The following is a 22,345-nucleotide window of genomic DNA, read 5'->3' as shown; positions in this document are numbered from 1 at the left end:
CCCAACTACCTGACTCACGGCTCAATTGCGTAGGCAAGCTGCGGGGGCATAAGCCGCGCACCGGCGAATCACCAAGCTGAGACGGACGTTCTTGTGGAACTGCCCCATCCAGGATGACCGATGTCCCGATTCGGAATCCGTCCATGGAGAGGAACCCGCACTGGCAGGTCGCCAGGTCCGACTCATCGCAGACCACACTCAGGACAAAGCAGCACCAGACGAACAGTCAACCAGCACGGTACGGGTTACTACAGGTGACAACCGGTGCCGACAAGTGGCCCAACGAGGCACCCTCCACGGTCTCGCGCACCATCAGACGGCATCAAAGTATGGGCTCACACCACATGGGGCGACGCTGCAGCAGTTCCTAGCCTGTGCAGCACCCAAAGCACCCTCGTCCCCGCCCGGAAGTGACCGATATGACCGCACCCGCAGCGCCCGCTCCAACCCTCCGTCAGATGCGGAAAGTTGTAGCAGCGAGCTTCATAGGAACAACGATCGACTGGTACGACTTCTTCCTCTACGGATCCGCCGCCGCCCTCGTCTTCAACAAGCTGTTCTTCCCCGACTCCGATCCCCTGGTGGGCACGCTCCTGTCGTTCCTGACCTACGCCGTCGGATTCGCCGCGCGTCCGCTGGGCGCCCTCGTCTTCGGGCACTACGGCGACCGGCTCGGACGCAAGAAGCTGCTGGTGCTGAGCCTGCTGCTGATGGGCGGGGCGACCTTCGCGATCGGGCTGCTGCCCACGCACGCGACGATCGGGACCGCGGCTCCCGTGCTGCTGACGGTGCTGCGCCTGGTGCAGGGCTTCGCGCTCGGCGGCGAGTGGGGCGGCGCGGTGCTGCTGGTGTCCGAGCACGGGGACGCGCGGCGGCGCGGGTTCTGGGCCTCGTGGCCGCAGACCGGGGCACCGGCGGGGCAGCTCCTCGCGACCGGTGTGCTGTCCCTGCTGACCGCCGTGCTCTCCGACAGCGCGTTCGGCAGCTGGGGCTGGCGGATCCCGTTCCTGCTCTCCGGCGTCCTGGTGATCGTCGGTTTGTGGATTCGTCTCTCCGTCGATGAATCACCCGTCTTCAAGCAGGCGTTGGCGCAGGCCGAGGCCCGCAAGGCGGAGCGGACGGGAGAGGTGGAGAAGCTGCCGCTGGTCGCGGTGCTGAAGCACCACTGGCGGGACGTCCTGGTGGCGATGGGCGCGCGCATGGCGGAGAACATCAGCTACTACGTCATCACCGCGTTCATCCTCGTCTACGCCACCACCTCGGCCGGTGTCTCCAAGCAGACCGCGCTCAACTCGGTGCTCATCGCGTCGGCGGTGCACTTCGCCGTCATCCCGGGCTGGGGCGCGCTGTCGGACCGGATCGGGCGCCGTCCGGTGTATCTGCTGGGCGCGGTCGGTGTCGGCCTGTGGATGTTCCCGTTCTTCTCGCTCATCGACACCGGCGGCTTCGGCAACCTGATCCTCGCGGTGACCGTGGGCCTGGTCCTGCACGGCGCGATGTACGCGCCCCAGGCCGCCTTCTTCTCCGAGATGTTCGCGACCCGGATGCGCTACTCCGGCGCCTCCATAGGAGCGCAGTTCGCCTCGGTCGCGGCCGGCGCCCCCGCACCGCTCATCGCCACCGCCCTGCTGTCCGACTACGGAAGCTCCACGCCCATCGCGCTCTACGTCATCGGCGCGGCCGTCCTGACCGTCGTCGCCGTCGGGGTGGCCAAGGAGACCCGCCACCGGGACCTGGCCGAGGTCGACTCCGCCACCGGTGCCGATCCCGGCACGGGGCCCACGACGGTCCGGCCCGCCGACGCCGAGGCCCGCACTCCCTGACACCCCGCACGACCGGTGACGCCCTGCGGCTGCATCGGTCGACCGGCCCCCGTACGATGCCGCGTACGGGGGTCAGCGGCGTACCGGCGCGGACAACCGATGCAGCCGCAGGGCGAGTTGGATCTCCAGAGCCCGCCCGGGGCTCTGCCAGTCGTCGCCGAGGAGCCGCCCGACGCGCTCCAGCCGTTGCGCGACGGTGTTCACATGGACATGCAGATCGTCCTTGGTACGGACGGGGCTCATCCCGCACGCGAAGTACGCGTCGAGGGTGCGCACCAGGTCGGTGCCGCGCCGCTCGTCATACGCGACGACCTGGCCGATCGTGCGCTCGACGAAACCGGCGATGTCCCGGTCCCCGGCCAGGAGCAGGCCCAGGAAGCCGAAGTCCTCGGCGGCGGCGCCGTCACCGGCGCGGCCGAGCAGGCGCAGGGCGTCCAGGCACCGTCGGCCCTCCTCGTAGGCGGCGGTGACGGTGTCCGGGTGGGCGGCGAGGTCCCGCACGGGGGCGGAGGCGCCCACGGTGACCGGCTCGTGCACGGCGCCGCCCAGCTGCCGGGCGGTGCGTCTGGCCAGGTCGGTCGCGGTGTCGCCGGCCTCCAGGGGCAGCAGCAGGACGGTGCCGCCGTCGCGGGCGGCGGCCAGTCCGCGCCGGGTGGCGGCCAGATGGGACGCGGCGGACCACAGCCGGCGCCTGGCGGCGGCCTCCTGGTCGGCGTCGGCCGCGGTGGAGTCCAGGCGGGCGGCCAGGACGGCATGGGTGGCGTCGAGGTCGGCGTGCAGCCGGGCGGCGCGCTCGCGCAACAGGCGCGGGTCGCGGTCGCGGGCGTCGAGCAGGTCGTCGAGGAGTTCGCCGCGGACGCGTTGTTCGGCCTCCGCCGCCGAGCGGCGGGCGAGCAGCAGCAGGGAGGTGACCATGGCGGCACGCTCCAGGGTGCGCTGGTCGACGGGGTCGAGTCCGGGATGGCCGTGCAGGACGAGCGCGCCGAGGAGTTCGCCGCCCGCGGCGACGGCGGCGATCCAGTCGTCCCCGTGCCGCACCGCGTGTCCTTCGGCGCGGGAGGTCTCCAGGGCCTCGGCGGGTGTGGCGGCCGCGTCGGTGAACTCGACCGTGCCGTCCAGGACTTCGGCCACCGCGGCGGCCACGTCGTGCACCCCGCCGCCGCGCAGGACGAGTTCGGCGAGGCGGTCGTGGACGTCCGAGGCCCGCTCGATGACCCCGCTGCGGTCCTGGATGATCTCGTTGGCCCGCTCCAGTTCGGTGAGCGCGGCCCGGGTCTCGGTGAGCAGGTTCGCGGTGTCGATGGCGGCCGCGGCCAGTGCGGCGAAGGAGCCGAGCAGGGCGATCTGCTCGCGCTCGAAGACCCGGGCACGCCGGTCCGCGGCGAACAGCACCCCGATCACGTGGTGCCCCAGGGTCAGCGGCACGCCGAGGATGGCGACCAGGCCCTCGTCCCGCACGCCCGCGTCGATGGTGCGGGTGTGCTGGAAGCGGTCGTCGGCGAAGTAGTCGTCAGTGACATAGGGCCGGGCGGTCTGCGCGACGAGGCCGCCGAGGCCCTCCCCCATGCCGAGCCGCAGCTGCTGGAAGCGGGCCGCGACCGAGCCCTCGGTGACCCGCATGTAGGTGTCGCCCCGGACCGGGTCGTTCAGGCTGAGGTAGGCCACATCCGTGCCGAGCAGGGAACGGGCGCGCTGCACGATCGCCCGCAGCACCGCGTCCAGATCGCGCAGCCCGGCCAGGTCGTGGGCGGTCTCGAAGAGCGCCGACAGCTCAGCCTCCCGGCGGCGCCGTCCCTCCATGTCCGAGCGGACGCGCAGCGCGAGCAGCTTGGCCTTCTCGAGCGCGACGATCCGCTCGGCCGGCCGGCCCTCGGCGCGGGCGAGCAACACCGGCTGCTCATAGGCGTCGGCGGACGCGCCCCGGGCCAGCAGTTCGAGGAACGGCGCCTCGGCACTCCCCTGCGACGCCAGGGCGGCGGCGGAGTGCTCGGCGGACTGCACGTGATCGCTGGACATGCCCACAGGATTCACCATCTCCGGCCCGCCCCGTCGGGCCTGTGGAAAACTCCGCGGGCCGGCGGCGTCACCCCGTCCACCACCGGGGCCGTGCCGCTCAGTGCGCGGTCCAGCCACCGTCGAGGACGAGCGAGGTGCCGGTCATGAAGGACGCCTGCGGGCCGCACAGATACGCGACGGCCTCGGCGACCTCCTCCGGTTCGATCAGCCGTTTGACGGCGCTGTCGCGCAGCAGCACCTCGGACAGCACGCGTTCCTCGGGGATCCCGTGTGCGCGGGCCTGGTCGGCGATCTGCCGCTCGACCAGTGGGGTGCGCACATAGGCGGGGTTCACACAGTTCGAGGTGACCCCGTGGGGGGCGCCTTCGAGAGCGGCCGTCTTGGACAGCCCCTCCAGACCGTGCTTGGCGGCCACGTAGGCCGACTTGAAGGGCGAGGCGCGCAGGCCGTGGACGGAGGAGATGTTCACGATGCGCCCCCACCCCTGTCCGTACATGTGGGGCAGGGCGCCGCGCATCAGCCGGAACGGGGCCTCCAGCATCACCGTGAGCACGGTGTGGAAGACGTCGGGCGGGAACTCCTCGATGGGGCGCACCAGTTGGAGTCCGGCGTTGTTGACGAGGACGTCGGTGCCCGCGGCGGCGAGTTCGGCGGCGTCCAGGTCGGTGAGATCGAGGGCGTGGGGGGCGAGGGCACCCGCCAGGCCGCGCGCTTCCTCGGCGAGCGCGTCGAGGCCGGCGGCGTCCCGGTCCACCGCTCTGACCTTGGCTCCGGCGGCCGCGAGCCGGAGCGCGCAGGCGCGCCCGATGCCGCCGGCGGCGCCGGTGACGAGGGCGGTGCGGCCGCCGAGGTCGAGCGTGGGGGTGTGGGGGCCCGGCAGGGCGCTGCGAGCGGTCATGCCTCGACCCTAGACAGCGCCCGCCTCCCGACCCATATGGTCACGACCCATACTTCACTCGGAACTCGTAGTGTCGAACCATGTGGGTTCGTCGGCGAGGGCCTGCTTGATCCGCTGGTGTGCGAACTCGTTCAGCTCGGGCAGCGCGTCCACCGCGAACCAGCCCACGTCCAGCGACTCGTCGTCGTTGACCCGCGCCTCGCCGCCGACGGCCCGGCAACGGAACCCGATGTCCATGTACTGGCACATGTCGCCGTTCTCGTACGTGACCGGCTTCAGCGCCTGGACGACGAGGACCCGCTCCACGACACAGTGCACCCCCGTCTCCTCCTCGACCTCCCGCACGGCACAGACCGCCGGCTGCTCGCCGGGCTCCGGGATGCCGCCGATCAGCGACCACTTGCGGGTGTCGGAGCGGCGGTTGAGCAGCACGCGGCCCTCGTCGTCGAGGACGACGGCGCTGACACCGGGCAGCCACAACAGGTCGTTGCCGATGGAGGTCCGGAGGGTGCGGATGAAGTCAGGAGTAGCCATGACCCCGACCCTAACGGGCCGCTCTCACGGCCCCGGTGATCTTCGCAGGGTGCGCGACGGGCGTACGGCTACACGTCACCGGCGCGACGGCGGCGCACACCGGCGCCGATCGCCCAGCCCAGTCCGCCCGCGGCGACCAGGACGAGGGCGATCTCCGGCAGGACGCCCAGCCGGGTGGCGGGCGTCTGCGAGGACCGCAGGGGCACCTTCTGCACCAGCGAGTCGGCCACGAACATGCCCGTCCTCTGCGTGATCCGCCCGTCCGGCATGATGATCGCGCTGACGCCGCTGGTCACCGGGACGGTGACGGTCCGGCTGTGCTCGACGGCGCGCACCCTGGACATGGCGAGCTGCTGGTAGGTCATCTCGCTGCGGTCGAAGGTCGCGTTGTTGCTGGGCACGGAGATCATCTGAGCGCCGTCGGTGACCTCGGAGCGCACGGCCCAGTCGAAGGCGGCCTCGTAGCAGGTGACCAGGCCGACCTTGGCGCCGTCCATGGTGAACACGCCCGGCTTGGTGCCCCGGCTGAAGTCCTGGCGGACCATGGAGGTCCACTCGCTGTTGATCGCCCCGATGAGGGAGCGCAGCGGGAGGTACTCGCCGAACGGCTGGATCTGGCGCTTGTCGTAGGTGTCGGTCGGTCCCTTGACCGGGTCCCACAGGATCTGCTCGTTGTAGAGCTTGCCGTCGCGCTCGACGACACCGCCCACCGAGATCGGCACGCCGATCGCCTTGGCCGCCCGGTCGATGACGGCGGCCGCGTCGGGGTTGGCGAAGGGGTCGACGTCGGAGGAGTTCTCCGGCCACAGCACGAAGTCGGGCTGGGCGACCTTGCCCGCCTTGACCTCGGCGGCCAGCCGTTCGGTCTCGCGCACGTGGTAGTCGAGCACGGCCCGGCGCTGGGCGTTGAAGTCCAGGCCCGCGCGGGGCACGTTGCCCTGGATGGCCGCGACGGTCACGGTGCCGTCCTCGGCCTTGTCGCTCACCAGCGGTCGGGCGGCCACCGCGCCGACGACCGGGACGGCCACGCTCAGCAGCGCGACGGCCGCGGCGGACCGCCGGACGACCCGGGTGCGCCGCCGCTCCAGGAGCAGCCGCACGACCTCGTACAGGCCGAAGCCGCACAGGACGACCGCGAAGCCGAGGACCGGGGTGCCGCCCACGGCGGCGAGGGGGAGGAAGACGCCGTCCGCCTGCCCGAAGGCGATCTTGCCCCAGGGGAAGCCGCTGAACGGCACGCGCGCGCGTGCCGCCTCTCCGGCGATCCAGACCGCGGCCGCCCACACCGGCCAGCCGGGCAGTTTCGACACCGCGGCGACGCCCGCGCCGACCAGCGCGACGAAGATCGCCTCGATCGCCACCAGCGCCAGCCAGGGGCCGGGGCCCACCTCCACGCCGGTCCACACCAGCAGCGGCAGCAGGAAGCCCAGGCCGAAGAGGTAGCCGAGCCCCAGGCCCGCCTTCCAGCCACGGCCGCGCAGCACCCAGCCGAAACCGGCGAAGGCGGGCACGGCCAGCCACCACAGGGTGCGCGGCGGGAAGCTGACGTAGAGCAGCACTCCGAAGAGGGCGGCGGAGGCGGCCGGAACGAGTCGCAGGAGCCGCGCCCCGAGCGTTGCGGGGGCGCCGGTCGGGGGCGTTACCTGGTCCGACTCGTCCACGGAGGTTGCGGTGACGGTCACGGTGGGAGTGTACGGCGGCCGCTCCCGGGCCCGACAGCGCGGTCCGGCCCGGCCCTCCCCCACCCCGGGCCGCCGCGCGGGACCGCACGAGCAGCATCGTTCCTGCGCAACTCGGTCCAACTCGTCCACAAACCGGCCATCAGCGGTTACGGTGTGGCCCAGTCTCTGTCGTACGGGCCGGTAACGCCCGGCGCGACCGGGACCTGTACGGGTCGGGGGCGACCGGGGTGCGGGGGGCGCGGTGGGTTCCACAGGGATGACGTCGGCGGCCGGCCAGGAGCCGACGTCCGACGACGACAGACGCGACGGAGCGGACGCGGCGGGGGTGGTGATCCTCGGCGCGTGTGCCACCTGGTCGCTGATCACGGCGGCGGTGCACGGCGGTCGCCCGGAGGGGGTGCTGCTCGCGGTCCTGGCCGTGGCGGCCGGTTATGCCACCGGGCGGATCGGCGGCGCCCTGCTGCCGGTCGCCGCGCCCTGTGCCGGCGCGCTGGCCGGTGTCGGTCTGACGGTGGGGCTGCCGCGGCTCTCCCCGGGACCGGAGATCTTCACTCCGCTCGGGCACGCCGGGGCCAGCGCCGCGCTGCTGACCCTGTCCACCGGTGCCGCGTGCTGTGCCGCCTGGGCCGCCGAGGCCCCGGCCGTGCGGCTGGCCCTGCGTGTACTGGCCGCCGGGGTCGCGGTGACCGCGGCCGCGCTCGGTTCGGTCGGCGGGTTCGTCGCCTGTGTCGCGGTGCTGCTGTGCTCGCTCGCCGCGGGCCGGATGCGCCACCGCGGTCCGGCCCTCGCCGGGCTGGCCCTGGCCGTGGCCGTGACGACCGGGCTGACCTGGGCGGTGGCCGGCAACGCGGTGCCGAGCGGGCTCGCGGTGCCCCTGGAGGGCCAGCTGACCCAGCACCGCGTCGACCTGTGGCACGACGCCCTGCGCATGGCCCGCTCGGACGCGGCCCTGGGGGTGGGCCCGGGGCGCTTCGGCGAGCTCAGCGGGACCGCGACCCGCACGCTGATCTCCGACGGCAAGCCCCATTCGGCGCCGCTTCAGCAGGCGGCGGAGCAGGGGATCGTCGGCGTGGCCCTGCTGGCGGCGGCCTTCTGCTGGGTCCTGTACGCCTTGTGGCGCACTCGGCGCCCGACGCCGGTGGCTCTCACCGCGGGCGCGGCCCTGACGGCGCTGGCGGCGATCGCCTGCGTGGGCAACGCGCTGAGCTTCACCACGGTCTCGGCGGGCGCGGGACTCCTGGCGGGCCTGGCCACCGCGCGGCCCCTGGTCGACGGCTCACCGCGTCACGCGCCGGACGCACGCCGCGGCGGCGACGGGGCGGTCCGGTGAGTCAGTGCGTGGCGCCCGACCGCAGCCGGTCCCTGATGACCCGGACGGCCGATTCGGCGTCGTCCACGGTGATGGTGAACGTGTGGCCGTCCCACAGCCGCAGCACGACACCCTCACCTCGTCGTACGACGACCGCGGTGCCCTTCTCGGGGCGCCAGCGGTAGCCCCAACCGCCCCAGTGGCGGGGCGTGACGAGGGGGGCGAAGTCCGCGCCGGCGACGTGGTTGAGCGGGATGCGACGGCGCGGCAGGCCGATGTGGCCGCAGCGCACCTCCAGGCACTCCCGGTCGACCTTCATCGCCACGTGCACGAAGGCGAGCGTGCCGAAGAGGACCAGCAGACCCGCGGCGATGCAGCCGACGACGGACATCGCGAGCGGTGCGACGCCGGACGTCCAGGCCGAGTCGACGGCCAGCTCGATGCCGAGCGCCAGGAAGGCGGCTCCGCCCAGTGCCAGCAGCCACTGGAACCGGTTGGAGGCGCGGCCGTGCCAGACCTCGGGGTGCGGCGTGGTGTCGCCGTGGGGGTGGTCCCTCATGCCTACGAGACTACTCAGGTTTCGCTGCGGGGGTAGGTCGTTGCGGAGGGTGACTGCGCCGGGCGGGGCACCGGGAACGCCGGGCGTCCGCTGCCACCGTGCTCAGGCGGGCGGGAACGCGCGCGTGTGCCGTCGGTCACCGGGCGGGACTGATCTCCTTGAGGAGGCGCCCCTCCTCGTAGGCCAGGGCGGCCTCGGGCAGGGCGGTCCCCTCGCGACCGCTCAGCAGCACCGTCAGGGTCCCGTCGGCGCTCGCCTGCGGGGCGGGCAGCTCGCCGATCCGGCGCAGGGACTGGGCCGCGACCGCTCCGGCGGAGCCGTGCAGGACGAGCGGCGGGGAGCCGGGGCGCTGCACGGCGGCGCGGATGCGCTCGGAGACCAGTTCGTAGTGGGTGCAGCCCAGGACGACGGTCGTCACGTCGTCGGGGGTGAGCGCCGCGGCCGCCGCGACGGCGGCGTCGATGGCCGCCTCGTCCGCGTGCTCGACGGCCTGGGCGAGCCCGTGGCAGGGCACCTCGGTGACGGTGACGCCGTCGGCGAACCGCTCGATGAGATCGCGCTGGTAGGGGCTGCCCGTGGTGGCGGGGGTCGCCCAGATCGCGAACGGGCCGCCGCCGGCCGCGGCCGGCTTGATCGCGGGGACCGTGCCGATGACCGGGATGCCGGGTTCGAGGCGGGCGCGCAGTGCGGGCAACGCGTGCACGGTGGCGGTGTTGCAGCCGACGATCAGGGCGGCGGGCCGATGCGCTGCGGCGGCCTCGGCGACGGCCACGGCACGCCGGGTGAGGTCCTCGGGGGTGCGCGGACCCCAGGGCATGCCGTCGGGGTCGAGGGAGAGCACGAGATCTGCGTCCGGTCGTAGACGCCGTACCGCGGCGGTGGCCGCCAGCAGACCGATTCCGGAGTCCATGAGCGCGATCTTCACCCGGCCACGATAGACGATGTGCCGCTGCGGGCCGCTCGCGTGGGGCAGACTGCGCGCGTGAGCGCCCTCGCGTGGACCGCCTTCGGATCACTCGTCGCCTGGTTGTGGCTACTGCTCGGCCAGGGCTTCTTCTGGCGTACGGACGTCAGGCTGCCGCCCGGGAGGGAGCCTCGGCGGTGGCCGTCGGTCGCCGTCGTCGTACCGGCCCGTGACGAGGCCGCGGTGCTCCCGACGAGCCTGCCGTCGCTGCTCGCCCAGGACTATCCGGGTCCGGCGGAGGTCTTCCTGGTCGACGACGGCAGTACGGACGGCACCGGCGAACTGGCGCGGGAGCTGGCGGACCGTCACGGCGGGCTGCCGTTGACCGTGGGCTCCCCGGGGGAGCCGCCCGCGGGCTGGACCGGCAAGCTGTGGGCGGTGCGTCACGGCATCGGCCTGGCACGCGCGCGTGGGCCCGAGTATCTGCTGCTGACGGACGCCGACATCGCCCACGCCCCGGACAGCCTGCGGCGGTTGGTCGCGGCGGCCGACACCGGCGGCTTCGACGTCGTCTCCCAGATGGCCCGGCTGCGGGTGGAGAGCCTGTGGGAGCGGCTCGTGGTGCCCGCCTTCGTCTACTTCTTCGCCCAGCTGTACCCGTTCCGCCGGATCGGCAGGAAGGGGGGCCGGACGGCGGCCGCGGCGGGGGGCTGTGTGCTGCTGCGGGCCTCCACGGCCGAGCGGGCGCGGATCCCGGACGCCATCCGGCACGCCGTCATCGACGACGTGGCGCTCGCCCGCGCCGTCAAGGGCGGCGGCGGGCACATCTGGCTGGGGCTGGCGGAGCGCGTGGACAGCGTGCGCCCATATCCGCGGCTGCACGATCTGTGGCGGATGGTGTCGCGCAGCGCCTACGCGCAACTGCGGCACAACCCGCTGCTGCTGCTCGGCACGGTGGCCGGGCTGGTGCTGGTCTATCTGGTGCCGCCGGCGGCCGTGGTCCTGGGGCCGGTGACGGGCAGCGCGCCGGCCGCCCTCGCCGGTGGGCTCGCGTGGCTGGTGATGGCCGGGACGTATCTGCCGATGCTCCGCTACTACCGGCAGCCGGTGTGGCTCGCTCCCCTGCTGCCGTTCACCGCGTTCCTCTATCTCCTCATGACGGTCGACTCCGCGGTGCAGCACTACCGGGGGCGCGGCGCGGCCTGGAAGGGCCGCACCTACAGCCGTCCGGACGCCGTCGGGGACGAGGGCTGAGTAGCGGTCACTTCCGGCCGGGGGTCCAGTTCATGCCCCACCCGTAGGCGTGGTCGACCGTGCGCTGCGGGCTCACCCCGCGGTCCGGTACCAGGTAGCGGGCCTCGCGCTGGACGACGAGGTCGTCGCCGGTGTTGGTGATCAGGGCGAGCGCGCACACCGTCGAGGGGACCGTGCACTCGTCGAGGGAGAAGTCGATCGCGGCGCCGTGCTGCGGCCGGAGGGTGACCGTGGCGTGCAGGTCGGCGAAGGACCGGGCGCCTTCGTAGATGGTGACGAAGACGAGGATGCGCCGGAAGTCCCGTGTGTGGTCGAGGTTGACGGTGAGGTTCTCGCCGCTGCTGACGGCGCCCGTGCGGTCGTCGCCGTCGAGGTGGATGTACGGCGGCCGGCGCAGGTCGCCGAAGGCGTTGCCGAGGGCCTGGACGACCCCCTTGCTGCCGTCGGCCAGTTCGTACAGGGCGCACAGGTCCAGGTCGAGGCCGGCGTGCGCGGCGATGGCCCGGCCGAGCCTGGCGCCCCAGCCCGAGACCTGCTTGTTGTGCACCTCCCAGTTGAGGTTCACGTGCAGCGCGCCCGAGGTGCCGCCCTGCTTGGCCAGGGAGACGGAGGGGGCCGCCTTGGTGAGCGTGACCTTGCTGAGGCGGACCGGAGCGGCGGCGGGGGGAGCCGGCGGCGGGGGCGGCGGAGCGGTGGCCGGGGAGACGGGAGTGGCCGGGGAGACGGGAGTGGCCGGGGAGACGGGAGTGGCCGCGGGTGCGGGGGCGGTCTGCTGTGGCTCGTCGACCGAAATACCGAAGTCGGTGGCGAGCCCTTCGAGCCCGCTGCCGTAGCCCTGTCCCACCGCGCGGAATTTCCACGCGCCCTGCCGCCTATAGAACTCACCCAATACGAAAGCGGTTTCTACGGTTGCTCCGTTGCTCTCGAAACGGGTGATGGCCGTTCCCCGACCGGCATCCCGCACCTCGATGTAAAGATCGGGCACCGCCGCAAACGTGCCCCCGTCGCAGGAGGCGGCCAGCACCACGGTCTCGACCGCGGGTTCCACGCGCGCGAGATCGACGAGCAGGGTGTCGGTCACCCGGCCGCCCTCGTGCCGTTTGCCCTCGTGCCGGACCGCGCCGGAGGAGTGCGCCGGCTGGTTGTAGAAGACGAAGTCCCGGTCCGAACGGACCTTGCCGCCCACCAGCAGCAACGCCGAGGCGTCCGCGTCGGGCACCCCCGGTCCGGAACGCCAGCCCAGTTCGACGCGCAGCGCCGTCGTGGGTACCGGAGCGTTGGATCCCTTGGGCATCGACATGCCTGTCCCCCTCACGTGTCCGCGCGCCAGGTCTCGCCCCGGCCGTCCCGTCGGCTTGTCTACCCGGCCAACCTATTCTCCGGCACAGCGAACTCCCATGCGTCGTACAGGAAGACGGTCCGCCAACCCCCGGTAACCCGCCAGGAACTCGGCTTTTACACACGGTCAAGCCACCGCGCCGCCCCTTTTTGCCGAGTTCGCTCGCATTGGGGATCCCACGTCACTGCCGACACGGAAAACAACCCTCTTATCGGTCTCCCCAACCAGCACATCGTGGGCTTAACTTATGTGCCATGACCTCCCCCCGCTCCACTTATGGCGGCGGCTACTACTCCGCCTCCTTCCCGGACACTCCGATCTACGACAGGCTCGTGGCCGAGCGGGGGACCCCGCAGATCGCTCCGATCCGGGTCCCCGCCGAGTACGACACGCCGCGCAGCTATCTGCCCGCGCTGCCGTCGGCACTCCCCGCCCTTCCGGCGGGCCCGTCCCAGCCCTCCTACGGCTATCCGCAGGCGCAGCAGCCCGCACCGCTGCAGCAGGCGCCCGCGGCGTACATCCCGCAGCAGGCCGCCGCACCGCGCGGTTACCCGGGTCAGCAGCCGCAGCAGCCGCGACCGGCCGGTCCCGGTATGGGCATGGGCACCGGCTACGAGGCCATGCGCCCCGCCGCGCCCCGGCCGACGCCGGCTCCCTATCAGGACCAGTACAACAACCAGCAGCAGTACCGCGGCTACTGACGCCCGCCCCCGGGCTGTCCGTGCCACCTGGCACGATGGCCTCATGGGGAATGCGCTGCTGCGATCGATTCACGTTCATCCGGTCAAGGCGTTCCGGGGCCTGGCGCCCCGGGAGGCCGCCGTGGAGCCCTGGGGGCTGGCCGGAGACAGGCGTTGGGTGCTGATCGACGACGGGGGAAAGGTCGTCACACAACGCCAGCAGCCGCGCCTCGCGACGGCCGCCGCCGAGCTGCTGCCCGGCGGCGGTGTTCGGCTGTCCGCGCCCGGTATGGCGCCGTTGACCGTGTCCGTCCCGGAGCGGTCCGTCGCGGTCCCGGTGGAGATCTTCCGTGACAAGGTCGAGGCGGTGCCCGCCGACGACGCGGCCGCGCACGCCTGGTGCAGCACGTATCTCGGCGCCGACGTGCGCCTGGTGTACATGGACGCCCCGGCCACCCGCCGCCCGGTCGACCCGGAGTACGCACGGCCCGGTGAGACGGTCTCCTTCGCCGACGGCTACCCCCTGCTGCTCACCACCACGGCCTCCCTCGACGCCCTCAACTCGCTGATCTCCCAGGGCACTCACGCGCAGGAGGGCCCCCTGCCCATGAACCGCTTCCGGCCGAACGTCGTGGTCTCGGGCACCACCGCCTGGGCGGAGGACGACTGGACGCGTGTCGCCATCGGCGAGGTCTCCTTCCGGGTCGCCAAGACGTGCGGCCGGTGCGTGGTGACGACGACCGACCAGGACACCACCGAACGCGGCAAGGAACCCCTGTTCACCCTCGGACGGCACCGCAGGCTCGGCGGGAAGCTCGTCTTCGGCCAGAACCTGGTGCCCGAGTCCCGCGGCACGATCCGGGTCGGCGACCCGGTCACCGTCCTCGGCTGAGCCCGAGGGAACCCGTCCCCGGGGCCCGGGCGTTGGGCCTGTGGACGAGACGTTCATACGCGGTCCCGGCACTGGTGATTTCGCTCTCTCTTTGGCCGGGTCGGCGCGTGAACGGCGGCGACGGGGGTTATCACGGAGCGGGAAGGGGGTGCGGGACGGTGCGGGCAATCAGTGGACTCTGGCGCTGGCGGCACAACCCGCTGCGCCGTGGGACCGATCTGCTCGAAGCCTGGACGGCACTGGCGGCGCTGCTGTTGATCCTGGTCGCCGGGCCGGTGGCCGGCGCCCTCGTCGGCGGCGTCGCCCAGGACGCGCTCCAGCGGTCCGTGCGCGAGCAGCGCGAGATCAGACACGAGGTGACGGCCACCGTGGTCCGCAAGCTGGACCGCTCGCCGCTGGACGCCGACCCCGAGACCTCCTCCGGCCGGGACCTGCGCAGCCGGGTCGTCGCCGACTGGACCGCGCCGGACGGCACCTCCCACCACGGCACGGTCCTGGCCGCTCTCCAGAATCCGCGCCCCGGCGACCACTTCAGGCTCTGGACCGACCCGCACGGCCAACTGGTGGCCCGGCCACTGGACTCCGCCACGGCGACCACCCACGCCGTCCTCGCCGGCTTCGGCGCGGCGCTGCTCACGGCGGGTGTCGTGGAGGGCTGCAGACGCCTGGCGGTGTGGCGCATGGTCCGTCGCCGGTACGCCCGTTGGGACCGGGCCTGGGACCGGGCGGGCCCGGACTGGGGCAGGACCGGCACCGGCAGCTGACGGCCTTCCGGCTCTGGTCAACCCACCACCTGCGCGCACGCTACGGTGGACCGGCCGAACGCATTCGGTATCGACCCGCGTATCACGAGGTGGGGGCACATCAACGCCATGGCACAGGGCACGGTCCAGGTGACGCACACCGGTACATCGCGGTGGCGGCGCCGCACGGGTGAGTACGCATCGCTCGCCGCCGCCCTGGAGGCCGCGGCCGAGGGCGACGTCCTCACCGTCGCCCCCGGCACCTACCGGGAGAACCTCGTCGTCCAGCGGGCGGTGACCCTGCGCGGCCCCGAGGGCTCGCCCGGATCGGTGCGGATCGCGCCCCTGGACGGGGTGCCGCTGACCGTGCGGGCCTCGGCCGTGGTGCAGGACCTGCACGTCGAGGGGCAGGACGCGGCGGCGCCCGCCCTGCTCGTCGAGGAGGGCACCCCGGAGCTGACGGACCTGCGGATCGTCACCCGGTCCGCGGCCGGCATCGAGGTGCGCGACGGCGCGCGGCCCACCGTGCGGCGCTGCTCCGTCGACAACCCGGCCGGCATCGGCATCGCCGTACTCGACGGCGGGGGCGGGGTGTTCGAGGAGTGCGAGGTCCTCGCCGCCGGCCAGGCCGGTGTCGCGGTCCGCGGCGGCGCGCATCCCCGCCTGGAGCGCTGCCGGGTGCACCACACCTCGGGCGTGGGCCTGTCGGTGACCGGCGAGAACTCCGCGCTGGAGGCGGTGGGTTGTGAGGTCTACGAGGTCCGCGGCAGCGGCGTCCAGGTGACCGGGCGGGCCACCGCGCACCTCACCGACTGCGATGTGCACCGCACGACCGCCGACGGTGTCACGCTCGACACGGACGCGGTGCTGACCCTGGCGGACTGCCGGATCCACGACATCCCGGAGAACGCGGTCGACCTGCGGTCCCGCTCCGTCCTCACGCTGACCCGGACGACCGTGCGTCAGTTCGGGCGCAACGGCCTGTCGGTGTGGGACCCGGGCACCCGGGTGGACGCCAACCAGTGCGAGATCTTCGACAGCACCGGCGACTACCCGGCCGTCTGGGTCAGCGACGGCGCCACCGCCGTGCTGGACTCCTGCCGGGTGCACGACGTGCCGGACGCCCTGTTCGTGCTCGACCGCGGCTCCCGCGCGGACGTCGTCGACAGCGACCTCTCCCAGGTCCGCAACACGGCCGTCTCGGTCAGCGACGGCGCCACCGCGCAGCTGGACGACTGCCGTATCCGGGACGCGGCGACGGGCGCCTGGTTCCGTGACCACGGCAGCGGCGGAACCCTGAACAACTGCACCCTGGACGCCACCCAGACCGGTGTGATCGTCACCAAGGGCGCCGACCCGACGATAGAGCGCTGCACGGTCGACTCCCCCGCCGAAGCGGGCTTCTACGTCTCCGCGGGCGGCCGGGGCAGCTTCCTGAACTGCCGGGTGACGGGCAGCGGCGGCTACGGCTTCCATGTCCTGGACGGCTGCCGTTCGACGCTGCGCAAGTGCCGGACGGAGCGGTGCGCGCGCGGCGGGTACGAGTTCGCCGAGGACGGCGCGTCCGGCGGGGGCCCCGTGGTGGAGGACTGCTCCAGCGACGAGAGCGCGGGCCTGAGGTCGCCCGCCGCCCCGGAGACCGCCGTGCAGACGGTGCCGTCGTCCCCCGGCCTTTTGGGCTCCATCCCCGGTCAGCGCACCAGCGAGCCCGAGCCGCCGGCTTCCCCCGCCGAGCCCGAGAAGCCCGTGCGGACCTCGAAGGACGTGCTCGGTGAGCTGGACGCCCTGGTGGGGCTGGACAGCGTCAAGCGCGAGGTGCGGGCCCTGACCGACATGATCGAGGTGGGCCGGCGCCGCCAGCAGGCGGGTCTGAAGGCCGCCTCGGTCAAGCGGCACCTGGTCTTCACGGGCTCCCCCGGCACCGGCAAGACCACGGTCGCCCGTCTCTACGGCGAGATCCTCGCCTCCCTCGGGGTGCTGGAGAAGGGTCATCTCGTCGAGGTGTCCCGGGTCGACCTGGTCGGCGAGCACATCGGGTCCACGGCGATCCGCACCCAGGAGGCCTTCGACAAGGCGCGCGGCGGGGTGCTGTTCATCGACGAGGCGTACGCGCTGTCCCCGGAGGACTCGGGCCGGGACTTCGGCAAGGAGGCCATCGACACCCTGGTGAAGCTGATGGAGGACCACCGGGACGCGGTCGTGGTGATCGTCGCGGGCTACACGGCCGAGATGGAGCGGTTCCTCTCGGTCAACCCGGGTGTCGCCTCCCGTTTCTCACGGACCATCACCTTCAGCGACTACGGCTCCGAGGAGCTGCTGAGGATCGTGGAGCAGCAGGCCGAGGAGCACGAGTACCGGCTGGCGCCGGGCGCCTCGGAGGCCCTGCTGAAGTACTTCACGCAGCTCCCCAAGGGTCCCGCCTTCGGCAACGGCCGTACCGCCCGCCAGACCTTCGAGGCCATGGTCGAGCGGCACGCCAGCCGGGTCGCGCAGGTCGCCGACCCCAGCACGGACGACCTGACGCTGCTCTACGCCGAGGACCTGCCCGACTCGCCCTGAGGCCGCGGCACGGGGGCCGGCGCCTCGGGCCTGAGCCGGTCCAGCAGGCGTCGGCGTTCCTGCGCGAACGCGGGGTCCTCCTGGTAGTCGGAGTGGCCGAGGATCGGCGCGGGCAGCGGGTGGTCCTCGGTGCGGCCGTAGGCCAGGGGGTCCTTCAGGGCGTCGCGGTCCACCTCTGGGCCGCACGCGCCGGTCAGCCGGACCGGGCCGCCGATGGGGTCGGTGGGCCGGTGCAGATTGCGCCAGCAGTCCACGTCGTGGTGCAGGGCGCTCAGCGCGCCCGGCCCGAAGTGGGCCGGGAACCAGCGGCCGTAGAGGCGCTCCAGCGGGGAGCCGTAGGTCAGCAGGGCGACGCGTTTGCGGACGGCCGGCTCCAGCTGCCAGGCCGCGGCGGCGGCCAGGACGCTGCCCTGGGAGTGGCCGGAGATCACCAGCCGTCCGCCGGTGGCGCGGGTCCAGGTCGCCATCCGCCAGGTCAGGTCGGGGACGGCGCGCTCGGCGTAGCAGGGCGGCGCGAAGGGGTGGGCGGCGCGGGGCCAGAAGGTGCCGACGTCCCACAGGATGCCGATGGTGCGCCGGGCGGAGGGGTCCGTGTAGGCGCGGCGGCCCCAGGTGACGAGGAGGACGAAGCCGAAGCCGATCAGCCAGGAGCCCAGGGCCTGCGCGGTGTCCGCGGCGCCCTGGACGACGGCGTAGGTGCCGTGGGCGGCACGACCGGGTGTCCGTCCGGTGGTCATCGCGCCCACCAGGGCCGCGGCGCCCAGCAGCAGGGTGGCGGTGGAGACGACCGCGATCAGCAGGGGGGCGCGGTCGGTGAGGGTGGCCATCGCGCGGGCGCGGGCGATGAGCCGGGTGCGGGTGGCGTCCTTCGCCCCGTCCGGGTAGTCCCCGTCCACCGAGGCCATCTCCGCGCGGCGCAGGAGCCAGGTGCGCCGGCCCAGCCAGGCACAGAGCACCAGCAGCACCAGCAGCAGCGGCGGGATCACGGAGGCCTGCCAGGTCAGCAGGACCGGCGGGCCGGGGATGTCGGTGCCGGTGCCGTCCAGCCAGTCGGAGACCCGCTGGGAGACACCGCCGGACATCACCCCGCCCAGGGCGCAGGCCAGCATCGCCACGGCGGGCCCGGCCAGGCCGCGCATCGCCGCGCGCGGGTCGGGGTGGGTGCGGTGCAGCACGTGGGCGACCGCGCCGAGCGCGATCACCAGCAGGCCCTGGAGGAGGGTGATGGTCCCGAAGGTCATGTCACCGGGCAGCCGGCCCGCCGATTCCCAGCCCGGGCGGTCCCAGGCGGCGTACACGGCGGTGAGCAGGAGCAGGGCCAGGGCGGCCAGCGGCAGCCGTCGTACGAGATGGGCGTCGAGCTCGCGGTCGAGGCGGTGCTCGCTTCGGCCCCGGCGGCAGACCACCCACACGACCGCGGCCGCGCCGGCGACCAGGGAGGCCTCCAGCAGCCGTCCCAGGAGGTCGAGCAGGGCCGGTCCGCCGGAGCGGTGGTCGAAGCGTGCCGCCGAGGTGCCGACGGCGGCGGCGGTGGTCAGCAGACCGGCGGCGGTGTGGGCGGCGCGCAGCCGGGCCACCAGCCGGCGGCCGTACCAGAAGCCGGGCCTGCCCAGCGCGGTGCGGCCGCTCTCCTCGTCGGGCTCGGTGGCGCGGGACATCGGCTGCTGGGACTCGTAGGCGCTCCAGGTGCGCTGCGACAGATACCAGAGCAGGCCGGTGAGCGCGGCCGGGACCAGCGCGGCGAGGGCGAGACGGCGGCCGGGCGCACTCCACCAGCCGTCGTTCGAGACCACCGGTGACAGGAAGCCCAGCCAGGAGTGCCGCTCGGCGCAGGGCCGGGTGCCCGCGCACTGCCAGGCGGCCAGATCGAGGGCCACCTCGCAGCAGCCGGCCACGAGCAGCACCGTCAGGGTGAGTCCGGTCAGCCGCACCAGCAGGCCGTACAGCCGTACGGTCTTCCGGCGGCCCTTGGTGGTGGGGCGCATCCAGTGCGCGAGGTTGACCACCATGAAGGGCAGCAGCAACAGCCACAGCGCGCGGCTGCCGTTGCCGGAGGTGAGGTTGCACCACACATAGGCCTCGCGCACCGCCGTGCCCCGGTACTCCTCCGGCCTGGACTCGGCGTCGGCGTCGTCGGCGCGCCGGAAGACGGCCGCCGTGTCGTCGCCGGTGATCCGCACGGTGCGCGGATCGTCGAGCATGCGCTCGGGTGTCGTTCCGCCCACGCCGTGGACCAGGAGTTCCAGGGCGGTTCCGGCTTCCTCGGACCGCGGAACGGAGCTCTTGGCCCCGTTGGTCGCGGCGCGTTCCTGCGCGCGTTCCACTGTTCGCACTTCCCCCGTGACGTGCCGTCGGCATCTGTCCGTGCGGGCACAAGGATCGCCGTTCGGCGCGCTGTGTGCACCTCTCGTCACGGAATCTCCCCGATCCGTGCGACAACACGGGCCCCGGCGTCCACCGGGATGACATGCGCGCGTCGGGGTGGTCGGTGACGCGACGTGCGACACCGCGTGCGAGGATGGGACGTCCGCGCACCGGGTACAGGCAAAATGGCCTGGTCGACGGGGGTCCCCAGGCGCGAGCGGAGGCAAGCGCCCAGGGAGGCGCGAGGCGTGTCGGACGGCTTGAGGCGAAAGGACCGGAGCGTACGTGAGTGAGAATCAGAACCTCCTCGCGGAGCAGCGCCGCGCCCTGATCCTGGACGAGGTCCGGCGCCGTGGCGGCGTCCGTGTGAACGAGCTGACCCGCAAGCTCGGCGTGTCGGACATGACCGTACGGCGCGACCTCGACGCGCTCGCCCGGCAGGGCGTGCTGGAGAAGGTGCACGGCGGAGCGGTGCCGGTGGTGGAGGCGAGCACGCACGAGCCCGGCTTCGAGGCCAAATCGGGTCTTGAGCTGTCCGCCAAGGAGGACATCGCGCGGGCCGCGGCCGAACTGGTCGCGCCGGGCAGCGCCATCGCGCTGTCGGGCGGTACGACGACCTTCGCGCTGGCGCACCGGCTGGTGGACGTGCCGGATCTGACCGTCGTCACCAACTCGGTGCGGGTGGCCGACGTCTTCCACTCGGCGCAGCGCACCTCGGGGCCCCGGCAGGGCGCGGCCACGGTGGTCCTCACCGGTGGTGTGCGCACCCCGTCCGACTCCCTGGTGGGACCGGTGGCCGACCAGGCGATCGCGGCGCTCCACTTCGACGTGCTCTTCCTCGGCGTGCACGGCATATCGGTCGAGGCCGGCCTGTCCACACCGAACCTCGCGGAGGCCGAGACCAACCGCCGTCTGGTGCAGTCGGCGCGGCGGGTCGTGGTGGTCGCCGACCACACCAAGTGGGGGACGGTGGGCCTGAGTTCGTTCGCCGCACTGGAGCAGGTCGACACGCTGGTGACGGATTCCGGGCTGTCCGGCGAAGCGCGCGCGGAGGTGTCGGAGCACCTGCGGCGCCTGGTCGTGGCGGGCGAGCCGGGCGCGGACGACGACATGTGACCGAGGGCCGGTTAGGGTGACGCCCGGTCAACGATCCACCTCACGGAGGGGGTTTTCGTCCGTGGCACGCCAACTGCGCCCGGTGGGCGTCGAGTTCGTCGAGTCCGCGCCCGTACGCCTGGTCTTCGCCCGGCAGATCTCCGCACCACCCGAGGCGGTCTTCGCCGCGCTCGCCGAGGACGTGCCGGGCTGGACCGAGTGGTTCGCGGCGGTGACGGCGGCCCGGTCCCTCGACGAGGGTGCCCGGCGCGAGATCCGTCTCAAGGGCGGCACCCGCTTCCTGGAGACGGTCCTGGCCGCCAAGGGGCCCGAGGTGTACGCCTACCGGGTCGACTCCGCCAACGCGCCCGGCGCCCGCGCACTGGTCGAGGAGTGGCGGCTCACCCCGGCCGGTACCGGCACCCGCGTGCGGTGGACCTTCGCCGCCGACGGAACGGCGCCCTTCCGGCTCGCCCTGCGGCTCGGCCGTCCGGGCCTCGGGCGGGCCTTCCGGAACGCGGTGACCTCCCTGGACCGGCGGTTGACCGCCGCCTGAGGGGTCTCTCTTGGATCACCCACCCGTCCACGCGCCGTCCCGGGCGGCCACCGCTTCCTCACCACTCTCACGGCCCGGCGTGTGCCCACCGACCGGGTCGACACGGCCGCCCGCTCACCCGGGAGTTCAGGCGTAGTAGTGGATCGTGCCGCGCAACGCGGGCTCGGCCCCTTCGCAGTGCTGGACGAACGTGGCCGCGAATGCGGTGACCGTGCCGTCGTCGTCGAGCGCGAGCTTGGTGATGGTCAGGGTTCCGTTGCTCTGGTTGCAGCCGCCGAAGCCGGACACGTCGAGGCCGGCGATTCCGGGGCCGTTGCCGCGTTCGGCCTGGTAGGTGCGCCCGGCCTCGAAAGTCTCGCCGGTGGGCGGGACGAGCAACGCCGACCACCGCTCCCGCTTGCCCGACACGTGGTAGGACAGGCCGCCGATGCCCCACTCCCGCAGCTCGAAGATGCTGGTGGCGCCGGTGTGGGTGCCGGAGCGGCCCTGCCCCGGGTAGTCGCCCGGATCGCTGGCGTAGCTGAAGGACAGGGGATAGGCGCGGTACTTGATGACGCCCTTGAGGGCGGGGGCGTCCGGCTCCTCGCAGCGCTGGGTGTAGGTCGCGTCCAGCAGCGTGACGGTTCCGGACGCGTCGGCCTCGATCTGGTGGACGGAGAACTGACCGTGGACCACATTGCAGCCGCGGGACTGTCCGCCCGCGTCGAGGCCGGGGGCACGGCCGGTCGCGGCGGCCGCCCGCTCGGCGTCACGGTAGACGCCGGGGTGCAGCTTCTCGCCATACGGGGCGGCGAGTTGGACGTCCCACCAGGCGCTCTCGTTCTCGACACGGAACCGCACGGCTTCCAGCGAGCCGTCGACGGTGATGTCCGCCGTCGAGGGGGTGTAGCTTGCGCTGGTCCCCTGGCCGATCCAGTCGCCCGCCTCGCTGGTGTAGCGGTAGCTGGTCACGGCTCTCGGAGTGCCGTCGGCCGCCGCGGCGGGCTGGGCCAGGCCCGTGACGAGCCCGAGAGCGGTGGCCACGCTCGCCAGGGCGCCGAGAACGGCGCGCGACCAGCGTCTTGTGCCGCTGTGATGCATGGGTTGTTCCCCCTCTGTCGGTCGACCGCCGCATCAGGCGCTCGAACAGATGTCTCCA

General features: G+C 73.1%; 18 protein-coding genes. 9 read left to right on the top strand and 9 right to left on the bottom strand.

The window, feature by feature from the left end; genetic code table 11:
* The first annotated feature begins 419 nt into the window (after positions 1-419).
* Entirely contained in the window at positions 420-1,823 is a 1,404-nt protein-coding gene (locus K4B79_RS22640; RefSeq protein ID WP_232028688.1) for an MFS transporter, read from the top strand.
* Positions 1,824-1,895: 72 nt separating this feature from the next.
* On the opposite strand, the gene K4B79_RS22635 is transcribed toward K4B79_RS22640, so the two are convergent.
* The 4 genes from K4B79_RS22635 to lnt all read right to left on the bottom strand — a co-directional run bounded on the left by K4B79_RS22635 (position 1,896) and on the right by lnt (position 6,953).
* Positions 1,896-3,839, bottom strand: a complete 1,944-nt coding sequence (locus K4B79_RS22635) for a helix-turn-helix domain-containing protein (RefSeq protein ID WP_232028687.1) — start codon at positions 3,837-3,839, stop codon at positions 1,896-1,898.
* Between the two features lie 97 nt (positions 3,840-3,936).
* A complete protein-coding gene (locus K4B79_RS22630) occupies positions 3,937-4,737 on the bottom strand; it encodes a 3-hydroxybutyrate dehydrogenase (protein WP_232028686.1) in 801 nt (266 codons plus the stop codon).
* A gap of 54 nt (positions 4,738-4,791) precedes the next feature.
* The gene (locus K4B79_RS22625) at positions 4,792-5,271 is read right to left on the bottom strand and encodes an NUDIX hydrolase (RefSeq protein WP_232028685.1); all 480 of its coding nucleotides are present in this window, start codon (positions 5,269-5,271) and stop codon (positions 4,792-4,794) included.
* A gap of 68 nt (positions 5,272-5,339) precedes the next feature.
* On the bottom strand, positions 5,340-6,953 hold the full coding sequence (lnt, locus tag K4B79_RS22620; protein ID WP_232028684.1) for an apolipoprotein N-acyltransferase: 1,614 nt from the start codon (positions 6,951-6,953) through the stop codon (positions 5,340-5,342).
* Positions 6,954-7,209: 256 nt separating this feature from the next.
* Between lnt and K4B79_RS22615 the strand changes: the two genes are divergently transcribed.
* Entirely contained in the window at positions 7,210-8,283 is a 1,074-nt protein-coding gene (locus tag K4B79_RS22615; RefSeq protein WP_232028683.1) for an O-antigen ligase family protein, read from the top strand.
* 1 nt (position 8,284) lies between these two features.
* Here the strand turns inward: K4B79_RS22615 and K4B79_RS22610 are convergent, their stop codons facing one another.
* Positions 8,285-8,821, bottom strand: a complete 537-nt coding sequence (locus tag K4B79_RS22610; RefSeq protein ID WP_232028682.1) for a hypothetical protein — start codon at positions 8,819-8,821, stop codon at positions 8,285-8,287.
* A gap of 136 nt (positions 8,822-8,957) precedes the next feature.
* Positions 8,958-9,746, bottom strand: coding sequence for a glutamate racemase (locus K4B79_RS22605; protein WP_232028681.1), 789 nt, complete (start codon positions 9,744-9,746; stop codon positions 8,958-8,960).
* 57 nt (positions 9,747-9,803) lie between these two features.
* Here K4B79_RS22605 and K4B79_RS22600 point away from each other — a divergent pair, with 57 nt between their 5' ends.
* Positions 9,804-10,979 (top strand): glycosyltransferase, encoded by a 1,176-nt coding sequence (locus K4B79_RS22600; protein WP_232028680.1) that lies wholly within the window; start codon positions 9,804-9,806, stop codon positions 10,977-10,979.
* Between the two features lie 7 nt (positions 10,980-10,986).
* Here K4B79_RS22600 and K4B79_RS22595 read toward each other — a convergent pair whose 3' ends face one another.
* A complete protein-coding gene (locus tag K4B79_RS22595; protein WP_232028899.1) occupies positions 10,987-12,273 on the bottom strand; it encodes a TerD family protein in 1,287 nt (428 codons plus the stop codon).
* A gap of 299 nt (positions 12,274-12,572) precedes the next feature.
* On the opposite strand from K4B79_RS22595, the gene K4B79_RS22590 reads away from it, so the two are divergent.
* The 4 genes from K4B79_RS22590 to K4B79_RS22575 all read left to right on the top strand — a co-directional run bounded on the left by K4B79_RS22590 (position 12,573) and on the right by K4B79_RS22575 (position 17,192).
* The gene (locus tag K4B79_RS22590; RefSeq protein WP_232028679.1) at positions 12,573-13,019 is read left to right on the top strand and encodes a DUF6643 family protein; all 447 of its coding nucleotides are present in this window, start codon (positions 12,573-12,575) and stop codon (positions 13,017-13,019) included.
* A 43-nt stretch (positions 13,020-13,062) separates the two neighbouring features.
* Entirely contained in the window at positions 13,063-13,890 is an 828-nt protein-coding gene (locus tag K4B79_RS22585; protein ID WP_232028678.1) for an MOSC domain-containing protein, read from the top strand.
* Positions 13,891-14,048: 158 nt separating this feature from the next.
* Positions 14,049-14,654 carry an Rv1733c family protein gene (locus K4B79_RS22580; protein WP_232028677.1) on the top strand — a complete coding sequence of 202 codons (606 nt, stop codon included), beginning with the start codon at positions 14,049-14,051 and terminating at the stop codon, positions 14,652-14,654.
* A 108-nt stretch (positions 14,655-14,762) separates the two neighbouring features.
* Positions 14,763-17,192: a right-handed parallel beta-helix repeat-containing protein gene (locus K4B79_RS22575; RefSeq protein ID WP_232028676.1), complete on the top strand. Its 2,430-nt coding sequence runs from the start codon at positions 14,763-14,765 to the stop codon at positions 17,190-17,192.
* Here K4B79_RS22575 and K4B79_RS22570 read toward each other — a convergent pair.
* On the bottom strand, positions 17,162-19,516 hold the full coding sequence (locus K4B79_RS22570) for a lipase family protein (RefSeq protein WP_232028675.1): 2,355 nt from the start codon (positions 19,514-19,516) through the stop codon (positions 17,162-17,164). The two genes, K4B79_RS22575 and K4B79_RS22570, sit on opposite strands and share 31 nt — an antisense overlap.
* Before the next feature lie 325 nt (positions 19,517-19,841).
* Between K4B79_RS22570 and K4B79_RS22565 the strand changes: the two genes are divergently transcribed.
* Both K4B79_RS22565 and K4B79_RS22560 read left to right on the top strand, forming a co-directional pair.
* The gene (locus K4B79_RS22565) at positions 19,842-20,672 is read left to right on the top strand and encodes a DeoR/GlpR family DNA-binding transcription regulator (RefSeq protein WP_232028674.1); all 831 of its coding nucleotides are present in this window, start codon (positions 19,842-19,844) and stop codon (positions 20,670-20,672) included.
* A gap of 61 nt (positions 20,673-20,733) precedes the next feature.
* A complete protein-coding gene (locus tag K4B79_RS22560; protein WP_232028673.1) occupies positions 20,734-21,207 on the top strand; it encodes an SRPBCC family protein in 474 nt (157 codons plus the stop codon).
* A 126-nt stretch (positions 21,208-21,333) separates the two neighbouring features.
* On the opposite strand, the gene K4B79_RS22555 is transcribed toward K4B79_RS22560, so the two are convergent.
* Positions 21,334-22,287 carry a hypothetical protein gene (locus K4B79_RS22555; RefSeq protein ID WP_232028672.1) on the bottom strand — a complete coding sequence of 318 codons (954 nt, stop codon included), beginning with the start codon at positions 22,285-22,287 and terminating at the stop codon, positions 21,334-21,336.
* Positions 22,288-22,345 lie beyond the last annotated feature (58 nt).

Origin of the sequence: Streptomyces lincolnensis, from assembly GCF_021173675.1 — a bacterium.
Classification (GTDB): domain Bacteria; phylum Actinomycetota; class Actinomycetes; order Streptomycetales; family Streptomycetaceae; genus Streptomyces; species Streptomyces lincolnensis_B.
This window is presented reverse-complemented; position numbering and strand designations above follow the sequence as displayed.